Below are 26,001 nucleotides of genomic sequence, written 5' to 3' on the forward strand. Positions count from 1 at the left end.
CATGCGCCTGATCCTTGCCGCGGCCCTCGCCGCGTCCCTCGCCTCCGCCCCCGCGATCGCCCAGACGCTCCCCGGCGCCCCCGTCGCCTCGCGCGTCACCGCCGGCACCTACCCCGTCGATGCCGCGCACACCCAGGTCACCTGGCAGGTCAACCACATGGGCTTCACCATGCTCGAAGGCCAGTTCGGCGCCTCGGACGGCACCCTGACCATCGACCCGGCCCGCCCCGCCGCCACCACGGTCGACGTCACCTTCAAGATCGACGACCTATCCGTCACCAGCGCCGCCTTCGCCAAACACCTGAAGAGCGCCGACTTCTTCGACGTGGCCAATCACCCCACCGCCCGCTTCATCTCCACCTCGGTCAAGCCCTCGGGCAACACTGCGGTCATCACCGGCAATCTCACCATCAAAGGCATCACCAAGCCCGTCACCCTCAACGCGACCTTCATCGGCGCAGGTGCCAACCCGATGAGCAAGAAGCTCAACATCGGTTTCCGCGCCACCGGCTCCATCAAGCGCAGCGACTTCGGCCTGGGCATGGCGGTCCCCGTCGTATCCGACAAGGTCGACCTGACGATCAACGCCGCCTTCGCGGCTCAATAAACCCGTTGCCCGCGCGGATCAGGCAGCCCGCTTGATTCGCGCGAAACTCGCAAAGGTCGCCTGCACCGATGCCGAGGCATTGGCCGTCAGCGCCGCGATCCGCGCCAGTCCGTCCGCATCATCCTCACCCGGCGCCCGGTACGCCATCGCCCATCCGCCGAAGCTGCGCGCCACAACGCTGCGGTCGGACAGTACGACCAGCGCATGGTGCCGGGCATCCGCCTGGATACGCGTGAACGTTGCGTTCACCGCCGCCTCCTCGCCTTCCAGCGCCTGCAGGAAGCGCTTCCCGTCGAAGAACAACAGCCCCGTCACGTCCGCGCGCGCATTGTTGCGGCGCGACGCCGCCAGGATCGCCGCGGCATCTGCGGTCACCCCGTGACGAACCGTGCTGATATAGACGAGCTGGCGCATGAGGGTGTCCGATCGATAAAAGACGCTGGCAAACAAGGCCTTGTGGTTACACCGCGCTCGTTAACGGAATGTTCGTTGCAAGCCCCCTGCCGACAATGGTGGACAAATTCCCGGCCACCGGCCATGAACGCCATCATGATCGATCGCGCCGGCCTGCTGCTACGACTTATCCGCCCTTAGGGTGGACGGGCGTGACGCGCGCGCTTCCCTAAGGGCAAGATGAACCGCTAGCGCCAACCGACCGCGTCATCTTTCCTCCCACGCGGTCCGACCGGAAGACTCGATCATGCTCCGCGATCCCACGACCAAATACCGCCCCTTCCCGCCCATCGCCCTGCCCGACCGGACATGGCCGGATGCCGTCATCACCCGCGCGCCGCGCTGGCTGTCGACCGATCTGCGCGACGGCAACCAGGCGCTGATCGACCCGATGGATGCGGAAAAGAAGACCCGCCTGTTCGACCTCCTGGTCAAGGTCGGCCTGAAGGAGATCGAGGTCGGCTTTCCGTCCGCCGGCGCCACCGAATTCGACTTCATCTCCGGCCTCGTTCGCGAGAGCCGCATTCCCGACGACGTGACCATCCAGGTCCTCACCCAGTCGCGCCGCGATTTGATCGAGCGCAGCTTCGAGAGCCTGGACGGCGCAACGTCGGCGATCGTCCACCTCTACAACGCCGTCTCGCCGGCATGGCGCAAGATCGTCTTCGGCATGACCCGCGACGAGGTGCGCGAGATCGCGGTCGCCGGCGCCAAGATCCTGCGCGACGAGGCGGGCAAGCGCCCGAACACTGCCTGGCAGTTCGAATACAGCCCGGAAACCTTTTCCACCGCCGAACTCGATTTTTCGGTGGAGGTCTGCGCGGCGGTCATGGACGTGCTGCGTCCCACGCCCGAAAACCCGCTGATCCTGAACCTGCCCGCCACCGTCGAATGCGCGACGCCCAACGTCTATGCCGACCAGATCGAATGGTTCTGCCGCAACGTGCCGAACCGCGACAGCGTCGTCATCTCGCTCCACACCCATAACGACCGCGGCACTGGTGTCGCGGCGGCGGAACTCGGGCTGATGGCGGGGGCCGACCGGGTCGAGGGTTGCCTGCTTGGTAATGGCGAGCGGACCGGCAATTGCGACCTCGTGACGGTCGCGCTCAACATGTACACGCAAGGTGTCGATCCCCGGCTCGACCTGTCGGATATCGATGCGGTGGTGAACACCGTCACCTACTGCACCAACCTGCCCGTTCACCCGCGCACCCCCTATGCGGGCGATCTCGTCTTTACCGCCTTTTCGGGCAGTCATCAGGACGCGATCAAGAAGGGCTTTGCCGCGCAAGAGCAACGTAATGACGGCCTGTGGGAAGTTCCCTATCTCCCCATCGACCCCGCCGATCTCGGCCGCAGCTATGAAGCGGTGATCCGCGTCAACTCGCAAAGCGGCAAGGGCGGCGTCGCCTGGGTCATCGAGCAGGACAAGGGGTTGAAGCTGCCCAAGCGCCTCCAGGCTGATTTTTCGCAGCATGTTCAGGCCATGGCCGACGAAACCAGCCGCGAACTGAACGCCGCCGATATCTGGAACCGGTTCGAGGCGACCTATCTGCCCCGCCCCGGCGACCGCTTCGAACTGGTCGATTACGAGGAAAGCGGCAGCGCGGGCAACCGCCTGTTCGTCGGCCGACTGGCGGTGGAGGGCGAGCAGCGCTCGATCTCCGGCCGCGGCAACGGCCTGATATCGGGCGTGATCGCCGCGCTGGCCGACAGCACCGGTCCGGCGCTAGAAATCGTCGACTATAACGAACACGCCATCGGCCACGGCGCCGATGCGCAGGCCGCCGCCTATGTCGAGGCCCGCACCGCCGACGGTCGCACCGTGTTCGGCGTCGGCATGGACACCGACATCGCCACCGCCAGTGTTCGTGCGGTGCTCAGCGCGGCGAACCGGGCCTGACCATGCACGGCCGGGCGCCACGGTCCCCATCGTCCGTGAGCCCGGCCTTGTTGCTCCGCTATCTGCCGGAGCGTCATCGCCTGTTTCTCCGCCGCCGCGGTGCCTCGCTCGGGCTGACGCTCCTCGCGCACCTGCTGCTGGCCTGGCTGCTGCTCCATCTCGCACCCAGCTTCACGCCGCAGAAGAAGGGGCCGACCACCAACAGCTTCTCGCTGTCGCCGGAAACCGAGGGTGGCGACGCCCCGGCACCCACCAAGCAACCGAGCGCGGAAAAATCCAGTCCCTCCGCCGGCGCACCGCCCGCAGCCAAGGTTCCCCAACCGCCCACCCCCATCGAACCCAGGACGAAGCCGGCCGAGGAAGCGCCCGCCACCCCCTGGCTATGGGGCGACAAAGCGCTGTTCGAGGCGAGCGATATCGCGCGCATCCCCAATGCCGGCCCGGTTGGCCGGGGCGCAGGCACGGCGCAGGGCGATGACAGCGGCGCGGACAGTGTTGCCGCCTATGGCCCGGGCGCCGGTCCCGGCGGTCAGCGGCTCTACAAGGCCGACTGGCTGCGCGAGCCGACCGACGCCGAACTGAACGGCTATCTGCCGCGCAACATCCCGCCCAAAGCGTGGGCGGAAATCGCCTGTCAGACGGCGCCCGACAACCGCGTGGAAAATTGCCGGGTTCTGGGCGATTCGCACATGGGGAGCGGCCTCGCCCGAACCTTGCGCGAAGCCGCCTGGCAATTCCGCATCCGCCCCCCACGCATCGGCGGCAAACCGATGATCGGTGCCTGGGTCCGCATCCATTTCGACTTCACGCGGAAGCCCGGCGAATAAATCCGCCGGAACAGGTTCACGCGAAGACGCGAAGGCGCGAAGATGTTCCGCGAGCCCAAGGCTCACTCATCCAGCACAGCGAACGCCGGTTTTCCGTCCAAAGGGTCACGCAAAACCCCGCCAAACGCCACCACTTGGCGTCTTCGCGTGAAACCCTTCTCTCGACACCCCCGGATCATCCTGCGTCGGGCGAAAGCCGCCCCATTGCATCCAGATAATCCTCCGCCGCCCGCCGCTGCGCCGGGTCCTCGAAAGCATCCGCCGGAAAGGGCGCCGCCCCCAGCGCATCCAGCAATACCCATAAGGCAAATCGCCGCCCCGGTTCGCGCTCGGTGCCGAACGCGATCCTCACCTGCTCCACACCATCCGCCATCGCGTCGGGCGACAGGGCGGACAGGTCGGTCGTGCCGAAATAATGGTGCAGCAGATCGTCGAAATGCATGATCGTCAGCCCAGCCGCTCAGGCACGGCCTGCGCATCCTCGACCACGCTCTCGGCCGGGGCTACCGCCTCCCAGGGGAAGACGAACCAGTTCTTGAACACGGTCCGGTCGATTCGCTGCGCGAAATAATCCACCCGCTCGGTCGAGGTGACGTTGTCGATCAGCGTCGCGAAGCGCACCGCCGCCATATCCGCTCCCGCATCGGCCAACGCCGCCCGGATGAAGCGGATCGTGCGCCCGCTATCGTTGATGTCGTCCACGAACACCAACCGCGTGCCCCCCGCCGTGCGCCGCGCCAGTTGCACCAGCAGGTCCGCGGAAAATGCCGGTTCCTGCGAGGAATAATCCACCGACAGCATCGGCAGGCCGGTGGCATGGCTCAGGAACGTACCGGGCACCAGTCCGCCCCGCCCGATGCCGACGATGAAGTCGGCCCGCCACGCCGTGTCCGCCGCCAGCTGCTCGGCGATCGCCAGCGTATCGGCAACGAACCGTGCCTGTTCGATCGGTGTCAGGTCGGGGGTAGGCATCGGGGCGAACTCCTGCATGGGCGTGGGGTTGGCGCCATAGCCCGCCCGCTCGCCCCGCGCAAAATCCCGCTTCCCGCCGCCTTACCGGTTTCGCAACACCGCATCCAGGAACGGCGTCGGCATTGCCATGAACTGCCTGGGCGTCATGCCCAGGAAGTAGCGGGCATCGCGCAGGAAATGCGGCACGTCGAAATAGCCGTCTTCCAGCGGATCATATCTCCCGTTCGGCCCCAGCACGAACAGCCGCACGAACGCCCGCAGGAAGCGGACGCGCATCAGCAACAGCTTGGGCGTCATCCCGAAATAGCGGACCGCGATCCGCCGCAACGTATGTTCGGACATGCCCAGCCGCTCGGCGACCGCCGATGCGCTGTGATGCCCGCCCTCGTTCAATACCGCGATCAGCGCCGTGATCATCGGTTCGTCGTCATGCGGCACGGCCAGAAGCGGTGCCAGCGCCGCCTCGATCGTGTCCATCGGATCGGAGCCCGTTGCCGCGACCACCATCGCCTCCGCCAGCGTCGCCGCCGCCCCGGTGGGCAGCATCGCATGCAATGGCATGAAGCGGTTGTGCGCCGTGCTGGCGGAGTGGCGTGTCAGCCGTGCCCAGGCCTGTGCGGTCAGCCCCAGCGACAGCACCCGCCCCCCTTGCGTCTGCACCCGGACCACCTGCGACGTTGGACCGCACAGCGCCACCGATGGCACCGGATCGAAGCGACGCGCGCCTATCATCGCAGTCATCGGCCCGCCACCCAGCATCACGCAGATCTGCGCCGGCCCCGGCAGCAGCCAATCGACCGCCACCTGCCCCACGCCCCCTCCGGCATGATAGATGCCTGCGCCCGCGATCAACCCCACCAACGACGTCGGCGGCTTCAATCGATAGGCAACCATATTCTCCCGGACGCCTGCCTCTTGCGCTGCAGGCGTGGATTCGCGCTCCACCGCCAAACCCACATGCCCCCCCATGTCATCCCCCCGAAAACGGGCCTTTTCCGTCATGCACAGGTGTGAAGTTTTCGCCAATGCCTCTACGTCTCACTTGTGAGACAAGTTGATCTCGATCAAACTCCGCCCGGCTATCTGACTTCCGCCTGCCACATCCGCATGGCGATGCGTGGATCGTCAGTGTCAGTATTCAGCGCCATCATCTTCCGATACGCACCGGGCCGCACGCCAAAGCGATCGGTGAACAAGCGACTGCAATGACTGGAGCTTTCGAAGCCACTGTCGAGCGCGATGGTGGCAAAGGGCCGCTCGTCGCGCGGATCGCCCAATGCCCGGCGCACCCGTTCCAGCCGCCGCAACTGAATATAGCCGGCCAATCCGCCATAAGGCCGAAACGTGCGATACAGCGTAGCGCGCGACAGGTCGCTGGTCGCGATGACCTCGCTGGCGGTGAAATCGGGGTCGCTCAGCCGTGCGTCGATCAACGCGCGGATTCGCTCGATCCGGGCGGTTGCGCGCCGGGCCGCCAACAGCTCGGAATCCTCGTCCACCGCCTTGCCCAGCGCCACCGCGACCAGCGCCGACAGCGCCGTCATCGCCGGTTCGTGCGCCGTGTCGGACAAGGCCGCGATCCGGTCGACCAGCGCCCGCAGATAATCGCCCAGCAACCCCGCGCCCGGCCCGGTCAGGATCGCCCCGTGCAGTCCGTCCAACTGGCCCGCCGCCCCCGCCAGACGGTCGCGCGCAATGCTGACGGTTACGATATGCGCGTCATAGGATCGCAGGCGCATCGGCAGCGTCATGTCCAGCAGCAGCGCCTCGCCCGGCAGAAGCTGGTGAAAGCCTTCGCCCGTATCCACCGCCTGATCGCCCGACAGGACAAAGGTCAGCGTGAAATGGTCGAATGAGTCGCGCTGCACGCGAGCGGCGTCGCGTTCATGACCCACCCCGCGCAATCGGCGGTCGAACAACAGGCCGCGGTGCAGTCGCCACGCCCGCACCTTTGCCGCAAACGGTCGGCTCAACCGCACGGCGTCCGCGCCCGGCGCGTAGAGTTCGCGGTAGCGGACGAAGCTGTCGTCGGGGGACAGCGCGTCGCTGTCAAACTGCCATTGGTCGGGCGCAGTCACGGCGCCTCCGACGCCATGGACGGACGTCCGATCTTCCGGCTGACGATCAGCAGCAGGAGCGCGGTCGCCGCGGCTGCGATCATCACGATCATCAGTCCCCCGGCGATGCCCCCCGCATTGTGCCCGCTCGCCACGCCCGCCGCCAACGGCCCGATGCCGATGCCAACCAGCGTGATCACGGTCAGGAACGCGCCGCTGGCCTGTGCCCGGCGCGCCGGGGCGATTTCCTGCTGCACCATGAACAACCCGGCAAACGCGCTCATCCCCAGCATCGCCGCGGCCAGCGTGATCCCCGCCACCGCCACGGTCGTGCCGGCGCCGACCGCCACCAGCGCCGGCACGATCGCCAGCGCGAGCAGCGTGACCAGCGCCGGCCCTCCCCGTTCGCGCGCCTGCGGCCAGCGCGCCATCATCACCCCGCCCAGCCCCTGCCCCAGCGGCGACCCGATCAGCATGGCGATCCCGCCGACCATCGCCGCCCTCGCCGGCTCCAGCCCATGCTGCCGCGCCATCAGCGTCGGCAGCCACGCCGCCAGGCTCTGGATCACCAGCACCGGCATCGCGGCCAGCAGGTACAGCAGCATCGTCCTCACCCCGCCCGCCGGCGTCGGGGTCGGCGCGGCCGCGCTCCCCGGCGCCGCCATGGCTCCGCTCACCTTGGCCCCCCACCGGATCAGCACGATCAGCAGCACGATGTTGGGCAGGATCGTCACCACGCACAGCCACCGCCACCCATAGGGTACCGCCGCCACCCCGAACCACGCCAACGCCGCCAGCCCGCCCCCCGCACTCACCAGCGCAACGTTCCGCCCAAAGGCCGACGCCATGGTGAACATCGCCAGCCCCGCCGCCCGCGCCCGCCCCGGCCGCGCCGCGACCAGCGCCATTGCGGCGGGAATGAACGCCGCCTGCCCAACCCCCAAACCAAGGCGGACGGCCGCAAGCCCTTCGAACGAATTGACAAATCCCATCGCCGCACCGCTCGCCGACCACAGGGCGATCCCGCCGGCCAGTCCGTGCATGGGTTTGCGGGGGAGGAGGGCGGCGGTGGCGTAGGGGAGGGCGAAGCAGGGGCCGAGGAGGAGGCCGGTCGCGGCGTCGTCCAGGGCGAGGCGGGGGCCGAGGACCGGCATGAGCGCGGCCAGCGTGAAACGATCCACAAAGGCGAGGAAATGCCCGAGTGACAATGCGATAGCGAGACGCCCGACGGCGCCCTCCCCCGGCTGTGCTGCCACCCCTCGCTCCCCCCTTTGCCGGTCAGCATAGGAGCGTCGGCAGCCGGGCTCAATTCGGGACAATCGTTGAAACTGTCCCGTTATCGGGCATGTTCACCCTTCTGCAAACGATTGTTGCGGTTTGCGTGCAAACAGCTAGGATGCGGCCAAATCCGCGAAAGACGGGTTTTCCCGACAGAGGATCGTTCCGGATGCGCAAACCCAAGCCCCATCTGCCGCTCGCCCGCATATTGGAGATGAACCTGGGCTTTTTCGGCCTGCAATTCTCCTTTGGCCTGCAGCAGGGCAACATGGCCCCGATCTACAGCTATCTGGGCGCCGAGGAGGCGAGCCTGCCGCTGCTGCTGCTTGCCGGGCCGATCACTGGGCTGGTGGTGCAGCCGATCATCGGCGCGATGAGCGATCGGACGGACAGCCGGTTCGGGCGGCGCACCCCCTATTTCCTGTTCGGGGCGGTGCTGTGCGCGCTGGGGCTGTTCTTCATGCCGCTGAGCGCGTCGCTGCTGATGGCGGCGTCGCTGTTGTGGATCCTGGACGCGGGCAACAACATCACGATGGAGCCGTACCGCGCCTATGTCGCGGACCGGCTGGACGCGCCGCAGCACGGACTGGGCTTCCTGACGCAAAGCGCGTTCACCGGCTTGGCCCAGATGCTCGCCTTCCTCACGCCTTCCATCCTCGTCTTCTTCGGGATGAACCAGGACTGGGTCGACGCGCACAACATCCCCTATACCGCGCGGGTGACGTTCATGGCGGGCGCGGTCCTGTCGCTGACCACCATCCTATGGTCGATCCGGCGCGTGCCCGAACTGCCGCTGGAGCCCGAGGAAAAGGCCCGCATCGCCGCGCAGTCCAAGTCCCCCGGCGCGGTGCTGGCCGAGATCGGCACCGCGATCCGCGACATGCCGGTGGCGATGCGCAAGCTGGCGCTGATGAGCCTGTTCCAATGGTATGCGATGGCCGGATACTGGGCGTACATCATCTATGCCATCGGCCGGTCGGTCTATGGCACCGCCCAGGCCAATTCGTCGGGCTTCCATTCCGCCGTGCTGGCCAATGGCGAGATGGCGGCGTTTTACAACGGCGTCGCCTTTATCGCGGCCTTTGCGATGGTGCCGCTTGCCCGCCGCATCGGCGCGGCCTCGCTTCACGCCGCCTGTCTGGTGCTTGCCGGGATCGGCATGCTGTGGCTGCCGCATATCGAGACCAAGGCGCTGCTGTTCGTGCCCGCGATCGGCGTCGGCCTCGGCTGGGCGAGCATCATGGGCAATCCGTACGTGATCCTGGCCGGGTCGATCCCGCCGGAGCGCAACGGCGTCTATATGGGCATCTTCAACATGATGATCGTCATCCCGATGCTGCTGTTCGCGGCGACGATGCCCTTTGCCTATCAGCCGCTGCTGGGCGGCGATCCGCGTCATGTGCTGAGCCTGTGCGGCGTGCTGATGTTCGCCGCCGCCGCCGCCGTCTTCTCGGTGCGGGAGCGCAATGCCGCCGGCCTGCCGGTGGGCGCGACCGCGGCATGAGCGCCATCGCCCTGCACGGCCCGACGACGAGCATGGTGCTGGAATGCCGCGACGACGGCCCGCCGCTGTGGCGCTGGTGGGGCGGCCGGCTGGACGCCGAGACGCTGCCGGCGCTGGCCGATCTGCGGGCCCCCGCCTCCTTCTCGCTGGATGTCGATCAACCGCTGGCGCTGGTCCCCGCCTACGGCGCCGGCTGGTTCGGCCCGGCGGCGCTGCGCGCGCATCGCGGCGGCCGCCACTCCGCACATCGCTTCACGACGCAGGACATCGATTGCGGCGCGGATGCGATTACCGTGCATCTGCGTGACGATGCCGCCGGCCTGACGCTGGTGCAGCGGATCGCGGTGGCGGGCGACATGCTCACCCTGTCCGCCACGCTGACCAACAACGGCGACACGCCGCTGAGCGTCGACTGGCTGGCGAGCGGCACCCTGCCCCTGCCGCACGACTGCACCGCGATCCGCCACTTCACCGGCCGCCACAATGCCGAATTCGTCGAGGCGGTAGAGCCGATGCCGGCACAAGGCTGGACGCGGGAGGGCCGACGCGGGCTGACCGGCCATGCCGGCCCGCCGGGCCTGTTCGTCGAGGGGCCGGGGGCGACCCGCCATGCCGGGCGCGTCCATGCCGCACAACTGGCCTGGTCGGGCAATCACCGCCTGCTGTTGGAGCGCGACGACGAAGGTTACTGGGTCCTGCAGATGGGGATGGCGCTGGCCCCCGGCGAGGTATCACTGGCGCCGGGCGAGAGCCTGACGACGCCCGACCTGCTCGCCACCTGTTCCAACACCGGCCTGAACGGCGCGGTACAGGCGTTCCATGCCGCGATCCGCGCCCGCGCGCCCTGGCCGACGGAGGGGATGCGCCCGCGCCCGGTGCACATCAACAGTTGGGAAGGATTCTACTTCGACCATGACGAGGCGGCGCTGAAGGCACTTGCCACGCGCGCCGCCGATCTGGGCGTCGAACGCTTCGTGCTGGACGATGGCTGGTTCCGCGGCCGCGACGACGACACCGCGGCCCTTGGCGACTGGGAGCCGGACGCACGCAAATATCCGGACGGACTGGCGCCGCTGGCAACCCATGTCATGGATCTGGGCATGGAGTTCGGCCTTTGGGTCGAACCGGAAATGATCAATCCCGACAGTGACCTGTATCGCGCGCATCCCGATTGGGTGCTGGCGGTGGACGGCGTGCCGCGCATCACCGCGCGCAACCAGCTCGTCCTCGACCTCGGCCGGGCTGTGGTGCGCGACCATCTGTTCGCGCGGCTGGACGCGCTGCTGACCGGGTTGCCGATCGCCTATCTGAAATGGGACCATAACCGCGATCTGGCGCCCGCCGCCGGGGCGGAGGGCCGCGCAGCCTATGTGGCGCAGGTGAGCGGCGTCTATGATCTGCTCGACCGGCTGGGTGCCGCGCACCCGGCGGTGGAGATCGAGTCCTGCGCCGGCGGCGGCGGCCGGATCGATGCCGGCATCGCCGCGCGCACGCACCGCTTCTGGACCAGCGACTGCATCGACGCGGTGTCGCGCGTGTCGATGCAGCGCGGCTTCCTGATGTTCATGCCGCCGGAGATGATGGGCGCGCATGTCGGCGCCGCACCCGCCCATTCCACCGGCCGTGCACAAGGCATGGCGTTTCGCGCCGCCGTCGCGCTGCCCGGCCATTTCGGCGTCGAGCTGGACCCGGCCGAGATGGCCGCGGAAGAGGCGGGCCTGCTCGCCGCCGGCATCGCCCGCTACAAGGCTTTGCGCGACCGGCTGCACAGCGGGCGCGTGTGGCTGGGCGAAGGGCCGGACGGACTGGTCTGGCAGGCGCATGGGGAGCCGGACGATTTGATCCTGCACGTCACCCGCGTCGCGCCCACCACGCTGCGCCGCCCGCCGCCGATCGTGCTGCCGATGCTGACCGGCGCGGGGGACGTACGCGTCGCGCTGCTGGAGATTGCCACCGTGCCCGGCCACCCCGCGCCCGATGCGCCGCTGTTCGCCGCGATGCGAGGCGGCGGCGTCGTGATCGGCGGCGATGCGCTGGCGACCGCGGGCCTGCCCATGCCGGCGATGAAGGCGGAAAGCGTCGCGCTGTTCCGCCTCACCCGTGCTTCCTGACCGTCACTCCTTCCATGCCAGGACCATTGTCGATGCCGTTACTCGATCCCCTTCCCTCGCACTGGTCCGCCGACGCCGTGGCCGGCATCCCGGAGCAGATGCCGCACGCGTCGCTGCCCGTGTTCGGCGCGGCCGACGTGGTGCCGATCGCGCCGGGGCTGGACCTGTGGGACATGTGGCAGATCCAGCGCGCGGACGGTTCGACGGTGATCGTCGACGGTCGCAGCTTCTGGTTCTTTCTGGCGACCGAGCGGTTTCCCGATCCCGACATGCGCCATGACGCGGCGCGCATCCGCCTGACCAGCCACGGCGCCGATGGCTGGCGCGATCATGGCTGGACGTTCGATCCCGGCGTCACACCCGGCAGCCGCGAATGGTCCGGCTGTGCGGTGCTGGGCGACGATGCCGAGACGCTTACCCTGTATTTCACCGCCTCCGGCCGGCCCGGCGGCCCCCGTACCTTCGAGCAGCGCCTGTTCGAGACACGAGGGCGCTTCCTGGTCGATGCGGGAACCCCGCGCACCGGCGACTGGACCAAGCCGGTCGAATCGGTCGCCGCCGATGGCGCCACCTATCTCGTCGCCGATCAGCGCGAGGCGGTGGACGACCGGATCAAGGGCTTTCGCGACCCCGGCTATTTCCGCGATCCCGCTGACGGCGCCGAATATCTGCTGTTCGTCGGATCGGCCGGCTGGGTGGACGATGTGCATGACGGCGTGATCGGCGCGGCGCGGCGCGAGGGCGACCGCTGGATGCTGAACGCGCCGCCGGTCGAGTCGATCGGCACCAACAGCGAGCTGGAACGCCCGCACGTCATACACCGCGACGGGCGCTATTATCTGTTCTGGTCGACGCAAGGGAAGCGCTTCGCCCCCGGCCTGCCCGGCGTCACCGGGCTGTACGCGATGGTCGCGGAATCGATGGCGGGGCCATGGCGGCCGGTGAACGGCACCGGTCTCGTCGCGGCGAACCCGGCGGCGGAGCCCTATCAGGCCTATTGCTGGTGGGTGACGGGCGAGCTGGACGTGATCAGCTTCGTCGACGCCTGGGGGCTGGCAGGGTGCGATCCCGCCGATCCGACCTTACGCCGCGCACAGTTCGGCGGCACGGCGGCGCCATTCTTCCGCCTGTCGATTGAAGGCGACCGGGTGACGATCAAGTGATTTGCTCACCCTCTCCCTTCCGGGGAGCATCAGGGAAATAGCACCCCATGCTATTTAGTTCATGCCGGGGGCATGAACGACCTGATGCTGGGAGGGGCCCGCTGCCATCAGGCAGTGGGAAGGGTGAGGGGTAGCCACTGGTCTGCCCCTCACCCTCCCACCGCTTCGCGGCGAGTCCCTCCCTCTCCCCCGAGGGGAGAGGGTAATAGGCAAACAAAAAACGGGGCCGGCTCCTCGCCGACCCCGCCCTTTTCCCCCCTACCTACCGATCAGAAATTATACCGGATCGACGCCGTCACCGTGCGACCATAGACCGCGGTCGCCTGGAACAGCGTGCTGGTCGCCGATGCCGGCGCCAGCGGCACCACCGTACCGCCGCCACGGAAGCCCAGCGTGTTCAGCAGGTTGTTGGCATTCAGCCCGACCTCGATCCGATCGGTCGGGCGCAGCTTCAGATAGCCGTTGAGGAAGGTCGACCCCTTTACCGTCAGCGTGTTGAAGTCGTCCAGCGGTACGCTCGTCTGGCCGCTGACGCTGACGCCGCCGGCAAAGAAGCCCGCATCATAGGATGGCGAGATCAGGTAGATGAACTTGGGCTGCCCGCCCGGACGATTGCCGCGCAATTCTGCGGTGGCGCTGTCGGTGATCTTCGATTCGATATAGGTCGCGTCGGCCGCCAGGCGGAAATTGCCCAGGTTGAACCGCCCGGTGAACTCGATACCCATCGAACGATAGCTGTTCGAGATGTTGGGATTGTTGTTCGGTGCCGGATTGGTCAGCCGGGTGAAGTCATAATTATTCTCGGTCAGTGTCGAACGGAATCCGGTAACCTCGACCGAATAGCTGCCGCTCATCACCTCGCCGCGCTGCTTCCAGCCGATTTCCTGCTGGTTCAGGAAGTTGACCGAGGTGTTGCGGCCTTGCGTGTTGAGCGAGCCGTCCGCGTTGAAGTTGTTGCTCAGCACGCGCCGGTCGGCATTGAAGCGGCCACCGCGGCTGACCCGCGCGAACAGGCTGGTGTGCGTGTTGAGCGCATAGAGCGCGCCGAACGACCAGCTGACATAGCTGTCGCGATAATCGATCCGCTCCACCGTCGGGTTCAGCACCAGCGACGGGATCGCCGCGCCGTTCACCACCGTCACCGGTCCCTGCACGCCGCCCTGCGCGGTGCCCTCACCCTTCACCGTGTCGAACCGGACGCTGCCGTCCAGGTCCAGGCCGCCATTCTCGTAGGACAGCGACACGAAGGGCGCATCGTTGGTGTAGGTCAGGTCGACGCGGCGCGCGCAGCAGGTGCCCCAATTGTCGTTGAACCCCGCCTGCCCCGCCGCGGTCAGCCGCGCGCCGGTGGTGGAGAACAGGTCGAGCGGCGCGGCATTGTCGCCGACCAGTTCGCTATACTGGCGGTTGACGTGCCAGTCCTGCCGGATCGTCTGGCTCATGTGGAACCAGCCCGCCGTCGCGCGCAGCGATCCGCCCAGCACGTCATACTTGCCCGACACGGTCAGGTTGTTGGCGAAATTCCCCATGTCCTTCATCAGTGTGTTGATGTTGGGGTTGTTGTTGACGAACTGGCCGGTGAAAAGCTGCCCCGCATTCGGCCCGGCGGCATAGCGGATCGCGCCCACCGTCTGGCCGTTCACCGTCGATCCCAGCAGGCTCGACGTCGACAGCGCATTGGCGAACTGCGTGGTGAAGTTGCCGCTCATGTCCTGGTAGCGGATGGTGTCGTCCACCGTCACGCCATTGTCGAACTCGTAATGCAACTGCCCGCCGATCGAGGTGACGCGCGGGTGGATACCCTCTACCTCGGCGGAGCGAAGCTGCCCGTCATAATCGCGAAACTGGAAGGCGCGGTTGTAGATCGAGTAGGTCGAGCCGTCGCGCGGATCGAGGCCGGGCAGCGCGGTGAAGTCGGTGATCTTGTTACCCTGGACCCGCGCCACGGCCGGCGTCGCCGAACTCGTCGGTGCCTGTTCGTCCAGCCGCTTGAACAGCAGGCGGACATAGCCGCGATTGTCGGGCAGGTCCTTGGTGACGTTGGCCTTGATCTGATAACCGCGAAGGATGTTGAAATCCTCGTTGGTCAGGCCGCCGCCGTTGCGCGCATAGCCGCCGACATGGAAGCGCAAGCTGTCGCTGATCGGCGCGCCATAATCGAAATCGACCCGGTTCTCGCGGAAATCCAGCCCCTTGGAGAACGCGGCCGAACCGCCCGCGCGGTCGCCCGTCTTGCTCAGATAGTTGATCACCGCACCCGGCGCCTGGCTGGCGAAGGTGGAGGACGAACCGCCGCGCACCGCTTCCACCCGCTCGACATTCTGGTCGAAGCGGATCCAGTAGTCGTTGTTGCCGAAGTTGATGTCGCCGAACAGCGTGACGGGCAGGCCGTCCTCCTGCAATGCCACATATTCCGAACCGCCCGTCGACACCGGGATGCCGCGCACGCCGATATTGGCGTTACCGCCGGGGCCGGCGGTGTCGGACGGCTGAAGGCCGGGGATGTTGCGCAACACCTCCGCCTCGGAGCGGGGCGTGAAGTTGCGGATCGCATCCTGGCTGACCTGCGACACCGAGATCGAGCTGCGGAAGCGCGAACGCTCGCCGCTGGTCGCCGTCACGACGATGTCGTCGCTCTGCTCGGCGGCGGCCTGGGGCGCCGCATCGGTATCCGTGGCCGGTGCCTCGGTCGCGGCGGGAGCGGTCTGCGCCGTGGCGGGCATGGTCCACGCCAGGGACAGCGCGATCCCCGACGCACAGCAACGAAGCGCAACCTTGCTCATTCAGCTCTTCCTCTCATGGCCCTGCTCTCTCATCGGCAGGCGAAACAGGATTTCGGAATACCAATCCAACAATCGTTTGCAAAGCAGTTTATGCAATGGATTGCAGGATTGGCGATGCTGTTGCGGAAATGCCGCAGCGGCAGCATCTTATCGGTAAAATCAGCCGGCGATGCGGCGGGCGATGAAGGCGGCGTGCTCGGGCATGGTCTCCGCCCCCCGCGCGATCGCCTCGGCCAGCCGCTCGACGAAGCGCACGCTCTCGGCCGGCTCGCCGGCATAGGCGATCAGCGGATCGAGCGCTGCCGGCCAGTTGCCCTGCCCGATATGCACCGCCAGCCAGCTTGCCGGGCCGAACAGGTCCATCTCACGCGCGACGAGGCGCCCATGCGCGCGGAAGTGATCGATCTTCAGCTTGAGCGTATCGGGGATGTCCATCGCCGCACATGCACGCCAGAAGTCGGTGTCGCCGCGCTCGGTCAGCACATAATGCAGGATCAGGAAGTCGCGGATCCGCTCGCTTTCGGTCACCGCGACGCGGTTATATTCGGCGATGCCCGCGGGTTCGAACGCACGCGTCGGAAAATAGGCGAGCAGCTTGGCGATACCCGCCTGGATCAGGTGGATGCTGGTCGATTCCAGCGGCTCCATGAAGCCGCTCGCCAGACCGATCGCCACCACGTTGCGCCGCCAGAATGCCGTCCGCCGCCCGGTGGTGAAGCGCAAGGGCCGCGGATCGCCCAGCGCCTCGCCGTCCAGATTGGCCAGCAGCGTCGCCGCCGCCTCGTCATCCGACAGATGCCGGCTGGCATAGACATAGCCGTTGCCGGTGCGATGTTGCAGCGGGATGCGCCACTGCCACCCCGCCGCCCGCGCAGTGGAGCGGGTATAGGGCGTCAACGGCCCGGTATTGGCGCTGGGCACCGCCACTGCCCGGTCGCATGGCAGCCAGTGCGTCCAGTCCTCGAACCCGACCCCCAATGCCCCTGCGATCAGCAGCCCGCGAAAGCCGCTGCAATCCACGAACAGGTCCGCGGCCAGCCGTCGCCCGTCGGTCAGCGTGACATGCGCGACCTGCCCGCTCTCGCCGTCCAGTGCGACATCGCCCACTTCCCCCTCGACCCGCACGACGCGGCGCGCCTCGGCAAAGCGGCGCAGGAATGCGGCATAAAGCCCCGCATCGAAATGATAGGCATAGTCGAAGGTCGATCCCACGCTGCGCGGATCGGCAAGCGGCGGTGCAAAGCGGTTCCGCGCCGCCGCCCCCCACGCCATCGACAGGGCATCGAGCGGGATGGTCGAGCCGGCGCGCCGCGCACGCAGCCAGTGCTGGTGAACGGCCAGCAGGTCGAACGGCTTGCCGAAGGTGCCGAACGGGTGGAAGTAGCGATGCCCCTCCTGCCCCCAGCCGACGAATTCGATGCCGAGCTTGTAGCTGCCCTTTGTCGCCTTCAGGAATTCGCCTTCGTCGATGCCCAACGTGTCGTTGAACAGCCGGATCGGCGGGATCGTCGCCTCGCCGACCCCGACCGTGCCGATCGCATCCGATTCGACCAGCGTGATCGTGCAGCCGCGTGGCAAGGCGTGCGCCAGCGCCGCCGCGGTCATCCAGCCCGCGGTCCCGCCGCCGACGATCAGGATGCTGCGTATCGCCCCGTCGCCTGCCTGCCCGTCCGCCTGCCCGTCCGCCTGCATGTCCCCGTTCTCTCCCGTCATATCGCCACCTATGCCGATGGCGCCGCGCGCAAGTCCAACGCAAACGATCGCATGCTGTAAGTGAATGTCCCGCTTGGCCGGGGTATAGCTTTTCTTGTTATCCCTACTAAGATGATGGGATATGCTGGTTGGCAAGGAAGGAGGACTTCGATGACGCAGACCACCGCCATTCCCGCCCGCTCGACGCTGTCCGACGCGGTGGATGCGCTGTCCTCCGCCCGCCGCGACTGGCGGGGCCGCCATCCCGCCAGCACCGCGCGCTTTCCCGCCCGCGGCGCGGTCGAGCGGGTGGTGGAGCTGCTCGCCGCCGCGCTCTATCCCCGCCGGCTCGGCGGTTTTCGCGGCGCCGTCACCGAGGAAGATCATTTCGTCGCCGCCAAGCTGATCGCCGCGCTTGGCGAGCTTGAGCGCGAGATCGAGAACGAGCTGGCCTATTGGCAGCATGAGTCGCAGGCCCGCTTCGATGCCGATCAGGCCGCGACGATCACCCGCCTGTTCGCCGCCGGTCTGGGCGAGGTCCGCCGTCTGGTCGACAGCGATGTCGAGGCCGCGTTCCTGGGCGATCCCGCCGCGCGCAGCGTGGACGAGATCCTGCTCTGCTATCCCGGTGCCATCGCCAGCCTGCACCACCGCATCGCGCATCCGCTCTACGAACTCGGCGCGCCGATCGTCGCGCGGCTGATCTCCGAACTCGCCAACGAGCGCACGGGCATCGACATCCATCCCGGCGCCACCATCGGCGAGCATTTCTTCATCGACCACGGCACCGGCGTCGTCATCGGCGAAACCGCGATCGTCGGCCGGAACGTCCGCCTCTACCAGCATGTGACGCTCGGCGCGCGCAGCCCGCTGGGTGCCGCGCGCGCCACACCACGCGACCGCCTGGCCCGCCATCCGATCGTGGAGGACGATGTCGTCGTCTATGCCGGCGCCACCATTCTCGGCCGCGTCACCATCGGCCGCGCGGCCACCATCGGCGGCAATGTCTGGCTGCTGTCCGACGTGCCCGCCGACGCCATCGTCACCCAGCCCGAGGCGCAGCGCCTCGACCGCGGCGCGCGCGACCGGATTCGCGAAACCCTGGCCGAGGCGGTCGACTGATGGAGCGTGCCCGCCCCGTCATCGGCGTCCTGTGCTGCAACGAGGTCGCCGGCCGCCCCGTCCAGGCGGTCGCCAGCCGCTTCATCACCCCCCTCGCCACCCTGGCGCACGCCACCGTCCTCCTCGTCCCCGCCATGAGCGACGCCACCGACGCGCGCCAGCTCGCCGCCCTGTTCGACGGACTGCTCCTCACCGGCTCGCGCAGCCACGTCTCTCCCGCGCGCTACGGCGGTACCCCGCTCGCCCCCGGCCACGCCACCGACCCCCAGCGCGACGCCGTCGCCCTCGCCCTGGCCGGCCGCATGATCGAGATCGGCAAACCCGTCTTCGGCATCTGCCGCGGCTTGCAGGAGATCAACGTGCTGTTCGGCGGCACGCTGACCGGCGGGGATTGCGCCGACCGGCATTTCCGCGGCCCCTGGGACGGCGACTATGCCGCCATGTTCGGCCACCGGCACGAGGTGCAACTGGCGGACGGCGGCCGGCTGGCGCGTGCCACCGGCACCTGCCGCCTGTCGGTCAATTCGGTTCACCAGCAGGGGATCGACCGGCTGGGCTGCGGCCTGAGCGTCGAGGCCCGTGCGGTCGATGACGGCCTGGTCGAGGCGGTGTCCGCCCGCCCCTGCGGAGCTGAGGTGCTGGGCGTGCAGTGGCATCCCGAATGGGAGGCCGACCGCTGCGCCAACAGCCGCGCCTTTTTCGCGCTGATCGGGGATGCGCTGCGCGGCGGCGCCCCTGCGCCCACACCCGTTTCAACAAGGAGGACCTGATGAAGAAAGCTTTCACCCTGGCGACGCTGGCCGTCGCGACGATCGGTCTGGCGGCCTGCGGCGGCTCGGGGTCGACGCAGAACTCCGCCGACACCGTCGCGCTGAACGCGGACGAGGGGACCGTGGACGAGAACCTGACCGCGATCGACAATTTCGATGCCGGAAACCTGTCGGCCGGCGAGGACAATCTGTCCGCCACGGCGGGCGGCAATACGGCGATCGCCAACGGCCTCTGATTTCCCTTTCGCCGCCCCTTCTCTCCGGCGGCACCCCTATCGCCTGGAATGCTCCCTAGGCGTAACCTCCGCCCGGCGCGCAAGCGTGCCGGGCGTTTTTTCGCGTGGCACTCCCGCCCCGTCGGGGAGAGGGCGTTGGCCTGCACGCCTTGCTTCGGTTACACCCTCGCCCATGCGGCCACGTTTCCCTGCCTTCCTCCCGCCTGTCTCGGTTTCGGTCACCCTGCTCCACCGGCTGGCGCTCGCCCTGTTCCTGCTCGCCCCATGCCTGCTGCCAACGACGCCGGCCGCCGCGCAGTCGCCGATCGCCACCCTGTCCGGCCAGTTGTCGCAGGCGGAGGCCGATCTCCATGCCGTCGACCGCGCACTCGACACACGCCTCGACGACGACGACCGCGATACGCAGCGCACCAAGGCGCTCGCCGCCCAGGCGGCGGCCACCGCGGCGGCCACTGCGCTGGAGGACCAGTTGAAGCTGGTCGATGCACGCCTCGGCGGGCTGGGAGCCGCCACCGCCAACGAGGCCCCCGACATCCGGCGCGAACGCGCGAACCTGAACCGGCAGCGCGCCGCCATCGACGCCACGATCAAGCGCGGCCGCCTTGCCGGCGTCGAGGCACAGCAACTGGTCGACGAAATCGACCGCAGCAAGGCCGAACAGTTCAACGAAACCATCTCGGCCCGCGTCGCCTCCCCGCTGTCGCCCGGTTTCTGGCACGCCGTGTTCACCGCCATTCCCCGCGACATGCGCCGGGTCGAACTGTTCCTGACCCAGGGGACCACCCAGATCCGGGCGCAGTGGCGCGGCGGTTTCCCCTGGCAGGCGCTGCTCGGCACGGTGCTGGGATTGGCGCTGGCCATGCCGATCCGGCTTGCGGTGCAGCGGCTGGGCCAGCGTCACCTGATCGACGGGGCGCCGGGTCACCGCGTCCGCCGCTCCGCCAATGCGCTGTGGCGGGTGCTGATCGGCACGCTCGCCCCGCTGCTCGGCGCCACATTCTTCGTGCAGGGGCTACGCTGGTCCGGGCTGCTGCCCGATCGCTGGGGCGATCTGCTCGATGCGCTGGTGCTGGCGGTCGGCTTCGGCAGCTTCACCGCCTCGGTCAGCGGCGCGGTGCTGATGCGGACCCAGCCCTCGTGGCGGATCGCACCCCTCGACGACGAGACCGCGACCCGGCTGCGCCCGCTCTCCTGGGTGCTGGCGGTGCTTGCCTTTCTCAGCATCCTGGCGACCGCGACGGTCCGCATCGTCGGCGTCAGCGCCGCGCTGAACGTCGCGACCCAGGCGGGCGAGGCCTTGCTCCACCTGCTGCTGATCGCCGCCTTCCTGTTCGCCATCGGCCGCCTGCGTGCCGACCGCGCCGCGCGCGACGATGCCGTCAGCCAGTCGACCAGCGCCGGGCTCGGTGCCGCCACCCTGCTTGCCTGGATCCTGGTCGGGGTCGCGCTGATCGCGCTGCTTCTCGGCTATATCGGGTTCAGCCTGATCGTCGCGCAGTTCATCGCCTGGGCGACCGTGCTGGGATCGGCCGTCTATCTGCTCCTCGTCGCGGTGGACGACATCGCGACCAGCGTGTTCACCCGCGACAGCCGGGTCGGCATCATGCTCACCCGCGCGCTCGGCGTGCGCGGCAGCGCGGTGGACCAGTTCGGGCTGCTGCTGTCGGGCAGCCTGCGTATCGCCCTGGTGATCGTCGCGCTGGTCATGCTCGTCTCGCCCTTCGGGGCGGGCGGCGGGGTGGACACGCTGTTCGGCCGGCTGGGTGCGCTGGCGAAGGGCATCCAGTTCGGGGGCATCGCGATTTCGCCGGGTACGATCCTGCGCGGAATCGTGGCGCTGTTCCTGGGGCTGGCGCTGGTCCGCCTGTTCATGCGCTGGCTGGAAACGCGCTACCTGCCCGCCACCGACCTGGACGGGTCGGGGCGCAACTCGGTCAGCCTCGTCGCGCGCTATGTCGGGGTGGCGCTGGCGGTGGTCTGGTCGCTGGCGTCGCTCGGCATCGGCATGGAGCGGATCGCGCTGCTGCTGTCGGCGCTGTCCGTCGGCATCGGCTTCGGCCTTCAGGCGATCACGTCCAACTTCGTGTCCGGCCTGATCCTGCTGGCCGAGCGCCCGATCAAGATCGGCGATCTGATCCGCGTCGGGCTGGACGAGGGCGATGTGAAGCGAATCAGCGTGCGATCCACCGAGATCGAGCTGGCCGACCATTCCACCCTGATCGTCCCCAATTCCGAACTCATCACCAAATCGGTGCTCAACAAGACGCTGGCGAGCCCGCTGGGCCGCATCCAGATCCAGTTCTCCGTGCCTCTCGGATCGGATGCGGAGGCGGTGCGTGGAATCGTGCTCGACGCCTTCACCGCCGAGGAGGCGGTGCTGGCGGATCCCGCGCCCGCCGTGTTCATCGATGCGATCACCGACGGGCGCATCCTGTTCAACGCCTTTGCGCATGTCGCGACACCGCGCGCGGCTTACGGCGCGCGCAGCAACGTGTTCATGATGCTGCTCGCCCGCTTCCGCGAACAGGGGATCGACATCGGCACCATTCCGCAACGGCTGGAACTCATCCGTCCCGATCAGCCGCCTGCTTGATCTGGATCACGCCCCGCCCATCGGCTATCGCGCCGCCGTGTCGCCGCCCGATCCCCCGTCCCCTCCTGCCGGACTGGAGGCCGTGTTCCTCGCGAACCGGCCGCAACTGCTGCGCTTTCTGGCCGCGCGCGGTGCCGGCGACGCGGCGGAGGATGTGTTGCAGGACCTGTGGATGAAGGTCGCCGCCGCCCCGCCCACCCGGCCGATCGCCGCGCCGCTCGCCTATCTCTATCGCGCCGCCGACACGCTGATGATCGACCGCTACCGGGCCGAGCGCGCCCAGCGCCGGCGCGAGGATGCCTGGGGCGATGCTACCGGCCCCGCCACCCCCGGCCAGTCGGACGATCCGGCGGGCGAGCGCGTCCTGATCGCCCGCGAGCGTGCCGCCGAGGCGCAGGGCGTCCTCCAGTCGCTCGGCGACCGCGTCGCCCGCGTGTTCCGCCGCCACCGCCTGGACGGCGTCGCCCAGCGCGACGTGGCGCAGGAAAACGGCGTCAGCCTCAGCACCGTGGAAAGCGACCTGCGCAAGGCGTCCCGCGCGCTCATCGACCTGAAGGAGCAATGGGATGAGGTTTGACGCCCATGTCTCCGTCCTTCACCGCAGGAGGCCATGATGGCAGGTGACGGCGATGACGAGACGGCACGCGATTGGGCGATACGCAGCGCCGATCCCGCGTTCGATGACTGGGACGCGCTGACCGACTGGCTGGCGGCCGATCCTGTGCGCGCCGATCGCTATCACCATGCCGCCGCGAACCTGGCGGACATGACCGATCTGCTGCGTCATGCCCCGGCCTCTGTCCCCGCGCCCACCCCCGCCTTTGCACCAACGCGCCGCCGCCGCTGGTGGCCCGCCGGTGTCGCCACCGCGGCCGCCGCCGCCGCTGCGGTGTTCTTCGTCGTCGGCGACCCCGATCCGGCGGCGCAGCCCTATGCCGTGGAGACGGCGGCCGGCGCCACCCGCACCGTGGCCCTGGCGGACGGCAGCCGCATCGCGCTGGCCGGCGGCACCCGCCTGATCCTCGACCGCACCGATACCCGCCTCGCCGCGCTGGAGCGCGGACAGGCGCTGTTCACCATCCGGCATGACGCGCAGCATCCGTTCCGCGTCCGCGTCGGGGGAGAAGAACTGGTCGATACCGGTACCGTCTTCGATGTGGCGCGCGCCGCCACCGGCCTGCGCGTCGCGGTGGCGGAGGGCGGGGTGATGGTCGATCCCGCCGGCGAGCGGCTCGCGCTCGGCCCGGGCGACCGGCTGGAGGTGACGGGCGCGCACCGCGTGGTGTCGCACGTCGCGGTCGCCTCGGTCGGGGCGTGGGAACGCGGACAGCTCAGCTATCTGGCGACCCCCCTCGGCACCGTCGCGGCAGAGGTCGGCCAGGCGCTCGGCCTGCGCATCACCGTCGCCCCCGCGGTCGCCACCCGCCCCTTTACCGGCACCGTCGCGCTGGACGGCATCCGCCGCGATCCCGCCAGCCTGGGGGCGCTCGTCGATGTGGCGATGGTCCGCCGCGGCGACGGGTGGGAGCTTGGTCCGGGGTCCTGATGCGGCACCTCCTGCTGACGGCCGGATTGATCGGGGCGGCGCCGGCAATGGCCGGCGAGCCCCGGATCGCGCTGCCCGCCGGCCCACTGGGCCAGGCGGTCGCCGTTCTGGGTCGACAGCACGGCGTCAGCATCGCAGTCGACCCCGCCTTGTGGAGCCGCCCCGTCCCTTCGATCGCCGGTCGCCTGTCCACCCGCGCCGCGCTGGACCGGCTGGCGCAGGCGAGCGGCGCGCAGGTTCAGCGGGCGGGTGCGACGATCTGGCGCCTGTCCCCCCGCCCCCGACCGGCACCCCCGCCGCCGCGCCCCTTTGTGCCGCTGCCGACCGAGGAGCCCCCCGGCGAGATCGTCGTCGTCGCCAGCAAGCGCGCGGTGCCGGCGCGCTGGTTTCCCGGCACCGCGCTGCGCATCGATGGCGGCGATCTGGCGTTCGGCGGCGGCGCGGGCGGCACCGAACGCATCGTCTCGCGCACCGCCAGCGTCGGCTCCACCCATCTCGGACAGGGCCGCAACAAGCTGTTCATCCGCGGCATCGCCGATTCCAGCTTCACCGGCCCCGCCCAGGCGATCGTCGGCCAATATTGGGGCGACCTGCGCCTCGGTTATAACGGCGCCGACCCCAGCCTGCAGCTTTACGACGTCCGTGCGGTGGAGGTGCTGGAGGGACCACAGGGCACGCTTTACGGATCGGGTGCGCTTGGTGGCATCATCCGCATGGTCCCCGCCGCCCCCGACGCCACCCGCCCCGGCGCCAGCCTGACCGCCGGCCTGTCCTCGACCAGCGACGGCGAGCCCGGCGGCGATATCGCCGCGATGCTCAACCTGCCCGTCACCGATAGCGTCGCGACCCGCATCGTCGGCTACGCCAGACGTGAGGGGGGCTATATCGACAAACCCCTGCTCGGCCGCGACAACGCCAACCGCGTCGCCATGGCCGGCGGACGCGCGGCGATCGGCTGGCAGGTCGCACCCGACTGGTATGTCGAGGCATCGGGCGCCGGCCAGTCGATCGACGGCCGCGACAGCCAATATGCCGACGAGGCGGCACCGCCGCTGGTCAACAACCGGGCCCTGCGTGAAGGCTATCGCACCGGCTTCGGCCTGGGCCAGCTGGCGATCACCGGGCGGATCGGCGGCGTGTCGCTGCGCTCCGCCACCGGCATCGTCCGCCAGTCGCTGACCGAGCGCTTCGATGCCACCCTGCCCGGCGGCGACCCGCAATTGCTGGTGCAGCGCCAGACGACGCGGATGCTGACCTCGGAAACACGCGTCTGGCAGGCGGGTCGCGATGGCAGCGGCTGGGTCGCGGGGTTGAGCCTGATCGACCATCGCCGCGACCTCGACCGCCGCTTCGTACCCCCGATCGGCCTCACCCCCACCATCCGCAGCGGCGAGTCGGTCACCGAGGCGACGCTGTACGGCGAGGGCGCGGTGGCGCTGACCCCTCGCCTGCTCGCCACCGCCGGCGGGCGATTGACGCAGGTCGAGCTGCGCGGCCGTGCCGACGAAGCGGCACCGCTCGCCCTGCGCGCCGCCCCGGAACTGACCGATACCCGCACCATGCGCGTCGCCCTGCCCTCGGCGGCACTCACCTGGCGCCTGCCCGCAGCGACGCTCTATGCCCGCTATCAGCAGGGGTTCCGCCCCGGCGGCCTGGCGATCGAGGGCGAGACGGTGCGCCATTTCCTCAGCGACCGGCTTTATGCGCTGGAGGCCGGCGCCCGGCTGGGCGACGAAGCGGGCCGCTGGTCCGCGCAATTCGCCCTGTCGCGCAGCCGCTGGCACGGCATACAGGCCAATTACCTCGATCCCTGGGGCCTGCCCTCCACCGCCAATCTCGGCGACGGCACCATCTGGTCGGCGACGCTCGGGCTGCGCTGGCGCCCGGCACCGGGCTGGCAGATCGACGCCGCCGGCGCGGTCAACAGCAGCCGGGTCACCGCCTTCGGCACGGGCGCGGCGCTGTTCGCCAGCGCGCGTTCCCCCTGGGTTGCCGAGGCGCTGTCGCAGGCCGCGGTCTCCGCGCTGCGGCTGGGCGGCGACATCCCCAATGTCGCGGACGGCACCGCGCGCCTCGGCGTCGGCTACCGCGCCGCGCTGAACGACCATTGGGACATCGCGGTCGATGGCTGGGCGCGCTATGTCGGCCGCTCGCGTCTCGGCATCGGCCCCTATCTGGGCGAGTGGCAGGGCGATTATGTCGACAGCGCCGCCACCGTGCGCCTGAACAGAGGCCCCTTCGGCATCTCGCTTTCGATCGACAACCTGACCGACACGCGCGGCAACCGCTTCGCGCTCGGCACCCCGTTCCGCGTCGGCATGGGACAGGTGACGCCGCTCCGGCCGCGCACCCTGCGCCTCGGGCTCGACGCGCGCTTCTGA

21 protein-coding genes are annotated in these 26,001 nt (G+C 68.9%); 13 read left to right on the forward strand and 8 right to left on the reverse strand.

Annotated elements, in window-relative coordinates:
• Nucleotide 1: 1 nt before the first annotated feature.
• On the forward strand, nt 2-607 hold the full coding sequence (locus tag GQR91_RS16745) for a YceI family protein (RefSeq protein ID WP_149680858.1): 606 nt from the start codon (nt 2-4) through the stop codon (nt 605-607).
• An 18-nt stretch (nt 608-625) separates the two neighbouring features.
• Here the strand turns inward: GQR91_RS16745 and GQR91_RS16750 are convergent, their stop codons facing one another.
• Nucleotides 626-1,021, reverse strand: coding sequence for a BLUF domain-containing protein (locus tag GQR91_RS16750; protein ID WP_149680859.1), 396 nt, complete (start codon nt 1,019-1,021; stop codon nt 626-628).
• A gap of 286 nt (nt 1,022-1,307) precedes the next feature.
• Between GQR91_RS16750 and leuA the strand changes: the two genes are divergently transcribed.
• Together leuA and GQR91_RS16760 are read left to right on the forward strand one after the other, a co-directional pair.
• Entirely contained in the window at nt 1,308-2,966 is a 1,659-nt protein-coding gene (gene leuA / locus GQR91_RS16755; RefSeq protein WP_149680860.1) for a 2-isopropylmalate synthase, read from the forward strand.
• Between the two features lie 35 nt (nt 2,967-3,001).
• A complete protein-coding gene (locus GQR91_RS16760) occupies nt 3,002-3,793 on the forward strand; it encodes a superantigen-like protein SSL4 (RefSeq protein WP_149680861.1) in 792 nt (263 codons plus the stop codon).
• A 175-nt stretch (nt 3,794-3,968) separates the two neighbouring features.
• Here the strand turns inward: GQR91_RS16760 and GQR91_RS16765 are convergent, their stop codons facing one another.
• The 5 genes from GQR91_RS16765 to GQR91_RS16785 all read right to left on the reverse strand — a co-directional run bounded on the left by GQR91_RS16765 (nt 3,969) and on the right by GQR91_RS16785 (nt 8,078).
• The gene (locus tag GQR91_RS16765; protein WP_149680862.1) at nt 3,969-4,235 is read right to left on the reverse strand and encodes a hypothetical protein; all 267 of its coding nucleotides are present in this window, start codon (nt 4,233-4,235) and stop codon (nt 3,969-3,971) included.
• Nucleotides 4,236-4,240: 5 nt separating this feature from the next.
• On the reverse strand, nt 4,241-4,765 hold the full coding sequence (locus tag GQR91_RS16770) for a phosphoribosyltransferase (RefSeq protein WP_149680863.1): 525 nt from the start codon (nt 4,763-4,765) through the stop codon (nt 4,241-4,243).
• A gap of 81 nt (nt 4,766-4,846) precedes the next feature.
• Nucleotides 4,847-5,659, reverse strand: coding sequence for an AraC family transcriptional regulator (locus GQR91_RS16775; protein ID WP_164727764.1), 813 nt, complete (start codon nt 5,657-5,659; stop codon nt 4,847-4,849).
• Nucleotides 5,660-5,844: 185 nt separating this feature from the next.
• Nucleotides 5,845-6,843: a helix-turn-helix domain-containing protein gene (locus GQR91_RS19915; protein ID WP_149680865.1), complete on the reverse strand. Its 999-nt coding sequence runs from the start codon at nt 6,841-6,843 to the stop codon at nt 5,845-5,847.
• Nucleotides 6,840-8,078 (reverse strand): MFS transporter, encoded by a 1,239-nt coding sequence (locus tag GQR91_RS16785; RefSeq protein ID WP_160146717.1) that lies wholly within the window; start codon nt 8,076-8,078, stop codon nt 6,840-6,842. The genes GQR91_RS19915 and GQR91_RS16785 overlap by 4 nt, the downstream gene beginning before the upstream one ends.
• Before the next feature lie 191 nt (nt 8,079-8,269).
• Between GQR91_RS16785 and GQR91_RS16790 the strand changes: the two genes are divergently transcribed.
• The 3 genes from GQR91_RS16790 to GQR91_RS16800 are packed head-to-tail and all read left to right on the forward strand — an operon-like array spanning nt 8,270 to nt 12,878.
• Entirely contained in the window at nt 8,270-9,604 is a 1,335-nt protein-coding gene (locus GQR91_RS16790) for an MFS transporter (protein WP_149680867.1), read from the forward strand.
• Nucleotides 9,601-11,715 (forward strand): alpha-galactosidase, encoded by a 2,115-nt coding sequence (locus tag GQR91_RS16795; RefSeq protein ID WP_149680868.1) that lies wholly within the window; start codon nt 9,601-9,603, stop codon nt 11,713-11,715. The genes GQR91_RS16790 and GQR91_RS16795 overlap by 4 nt, the downstream gene beginning before the upstream one ends.
• Nucleotides 11,716-11,747: 32 nt before the next feature.
• Nucleotides 11,748-12,878, forward strand: coding sequence for a glycoside hydrolase family 68 protein (locus GQR91_RS16800; RefSeq protein WP_235903830.1), 1,131 nt, complete (start codon nt 11,748-11,750; stop codon nt 12,876-12,878).
• Between the two features lie 269 nt (nt 12,879-13,147).
• Here GQR91_RS16800 and GQR91_RS16805 read toward each other — a convergent pair whose 3' ends face one another.
• On the reverse strand, nt 13,148-15,661 hold the full coding sequence (locus tag GQR91_RS16805) for a TonB-dependent receptor domain-containing protein (RefSeq protein WP_149680869.1): 2,514 nt from the start codon (nt 15,659-15,661) through the stop codon (nt 13,148-13,150).
• 159 nt (nt 15,662-15,820) lie between these two features.
• Complete coding sequence (locus GQR91_RS16810; protein WP_149681441.1) at nt 15,821-17,353, reverse strand: tryptophan halogenase family protein; 1,533 nt, start codon at nt 17,351-17,353, stop codon at nt 15,821-15,823.
• A 171-nt stretch (nt 17,354-17,524) separates the two neighbouring features.
• On the opposite strand from GQR91_RS16810, the gene epsC reads away from it, so the two are divergent.
• The 7 genes from epsC to GQR91_RS16845 all read left to right on the forward strand — a co-directional run bounded on the left by epsC (nt 17,525) and on the right by GQR91_RS16845 (nt 26,001).
• Nucleotides 17,525-18,475 (forward strand): serine O-acetyltransferase EpsC, encoded by a 951-nt coding sequence (gene epsC, locus GQR91_RS16815; protein WP_149680870.1) that lies wholly within the window; start codon nt 17,525-17,527, stop codon nt 18,473-18,475.
• Nucleotides 18,475-19,245, forward strand: a complete 771-nt coding sequence (locus GQR91_RS16820; RefSeq protein ID WP_149680871.1) for a gamma-glutamyl-gamma-aminobutyrate hydrolase family protein — start codon at nt 18,475-18,477, stop codon at nt 19,243-19,245. The genes epsC and GQR91_RS16820 overlap by 1 nt, the downstream gene beginning before the upstream one ends.
• Nucleotides 19,245-19,481 carry a hypothetical protein gene (locus tag GQR91_RS16825; RefSeq protein WP_149680872.1) on the forward strand — a complete coding sequence of 79 codons (237 nt, stop codon included), beginning with the start codon at nt 19,245-19,247 and terminating at the stop codon, nt 19,479-19,481. The genes GQR91_RS16820 and GQR91_RS16825 overlap by 1 nt, the downstream gene beginning before the upstream one ends.
• 172 nt (nt 19,482-19,653) lie before the next feature.
• Nucleotides 19,654-22,074, forward strand: a complete 2,421-nt coding sequence (locus tag GQR91_RS16830; protein ID WP_149680873.1) for a DUF3772 domain-containing protein — start codon at nt 19,654-19,656, stop codon at nt 22,072-22,074.
• An 82-nt stretch (nt 22,075-22,156) separates the two neighbouring features.
• A complete protein-coding gene (locus tag GQR91_RS16835) occupies nt 22,157-22,651 on the forward strand; it encodes an RNA polymerase sigma factor (protein ID WP_311732261.1) in 495 nt (164 codons plus the stop codon).
• A gap of 33 nt (nt 22,652-22,684) precedes the next feature.
• Nucleotides 22,685-23,620 carry a FecR family protein gene (locus tag GQR91_RS16840; RefSeq protein WP_149680875.1) on the forward strand — a complete coding sequence of 312 codons (936 nt, stop codon included), beginning with the start codon at nt 22,685-22,687 and terminating at the stop codon, nt 23,618-23,620.
• Nucleotides 23,620-26,001, forward strand: a complete 2,382-nt coding sequence (locus GQR91_RS16845; protein ID WP_235903831.1) for a TonB-dependent receptor — start codon at nt 23,620-23,622, stop codon at nt 25,999-26,001. The genes GQR91_RS16840 and GQR91_RS16845 overlap by 1 nt, the downstream gene beginning before the upstream one ends.

Origin of the sequence: Sphingomonas carotinifaciens, assembly GCF_009789535.1 — a bacterium.
In the GTDB taxonomy this organism is placed as follows: domain Bacteria; phylum Pseudomonadota; class Alphaproteobacteria; order Sphingomonadales; family Sphingomonadaceae; genus Sphingomonas; species Sphingomonas carotinifaciens.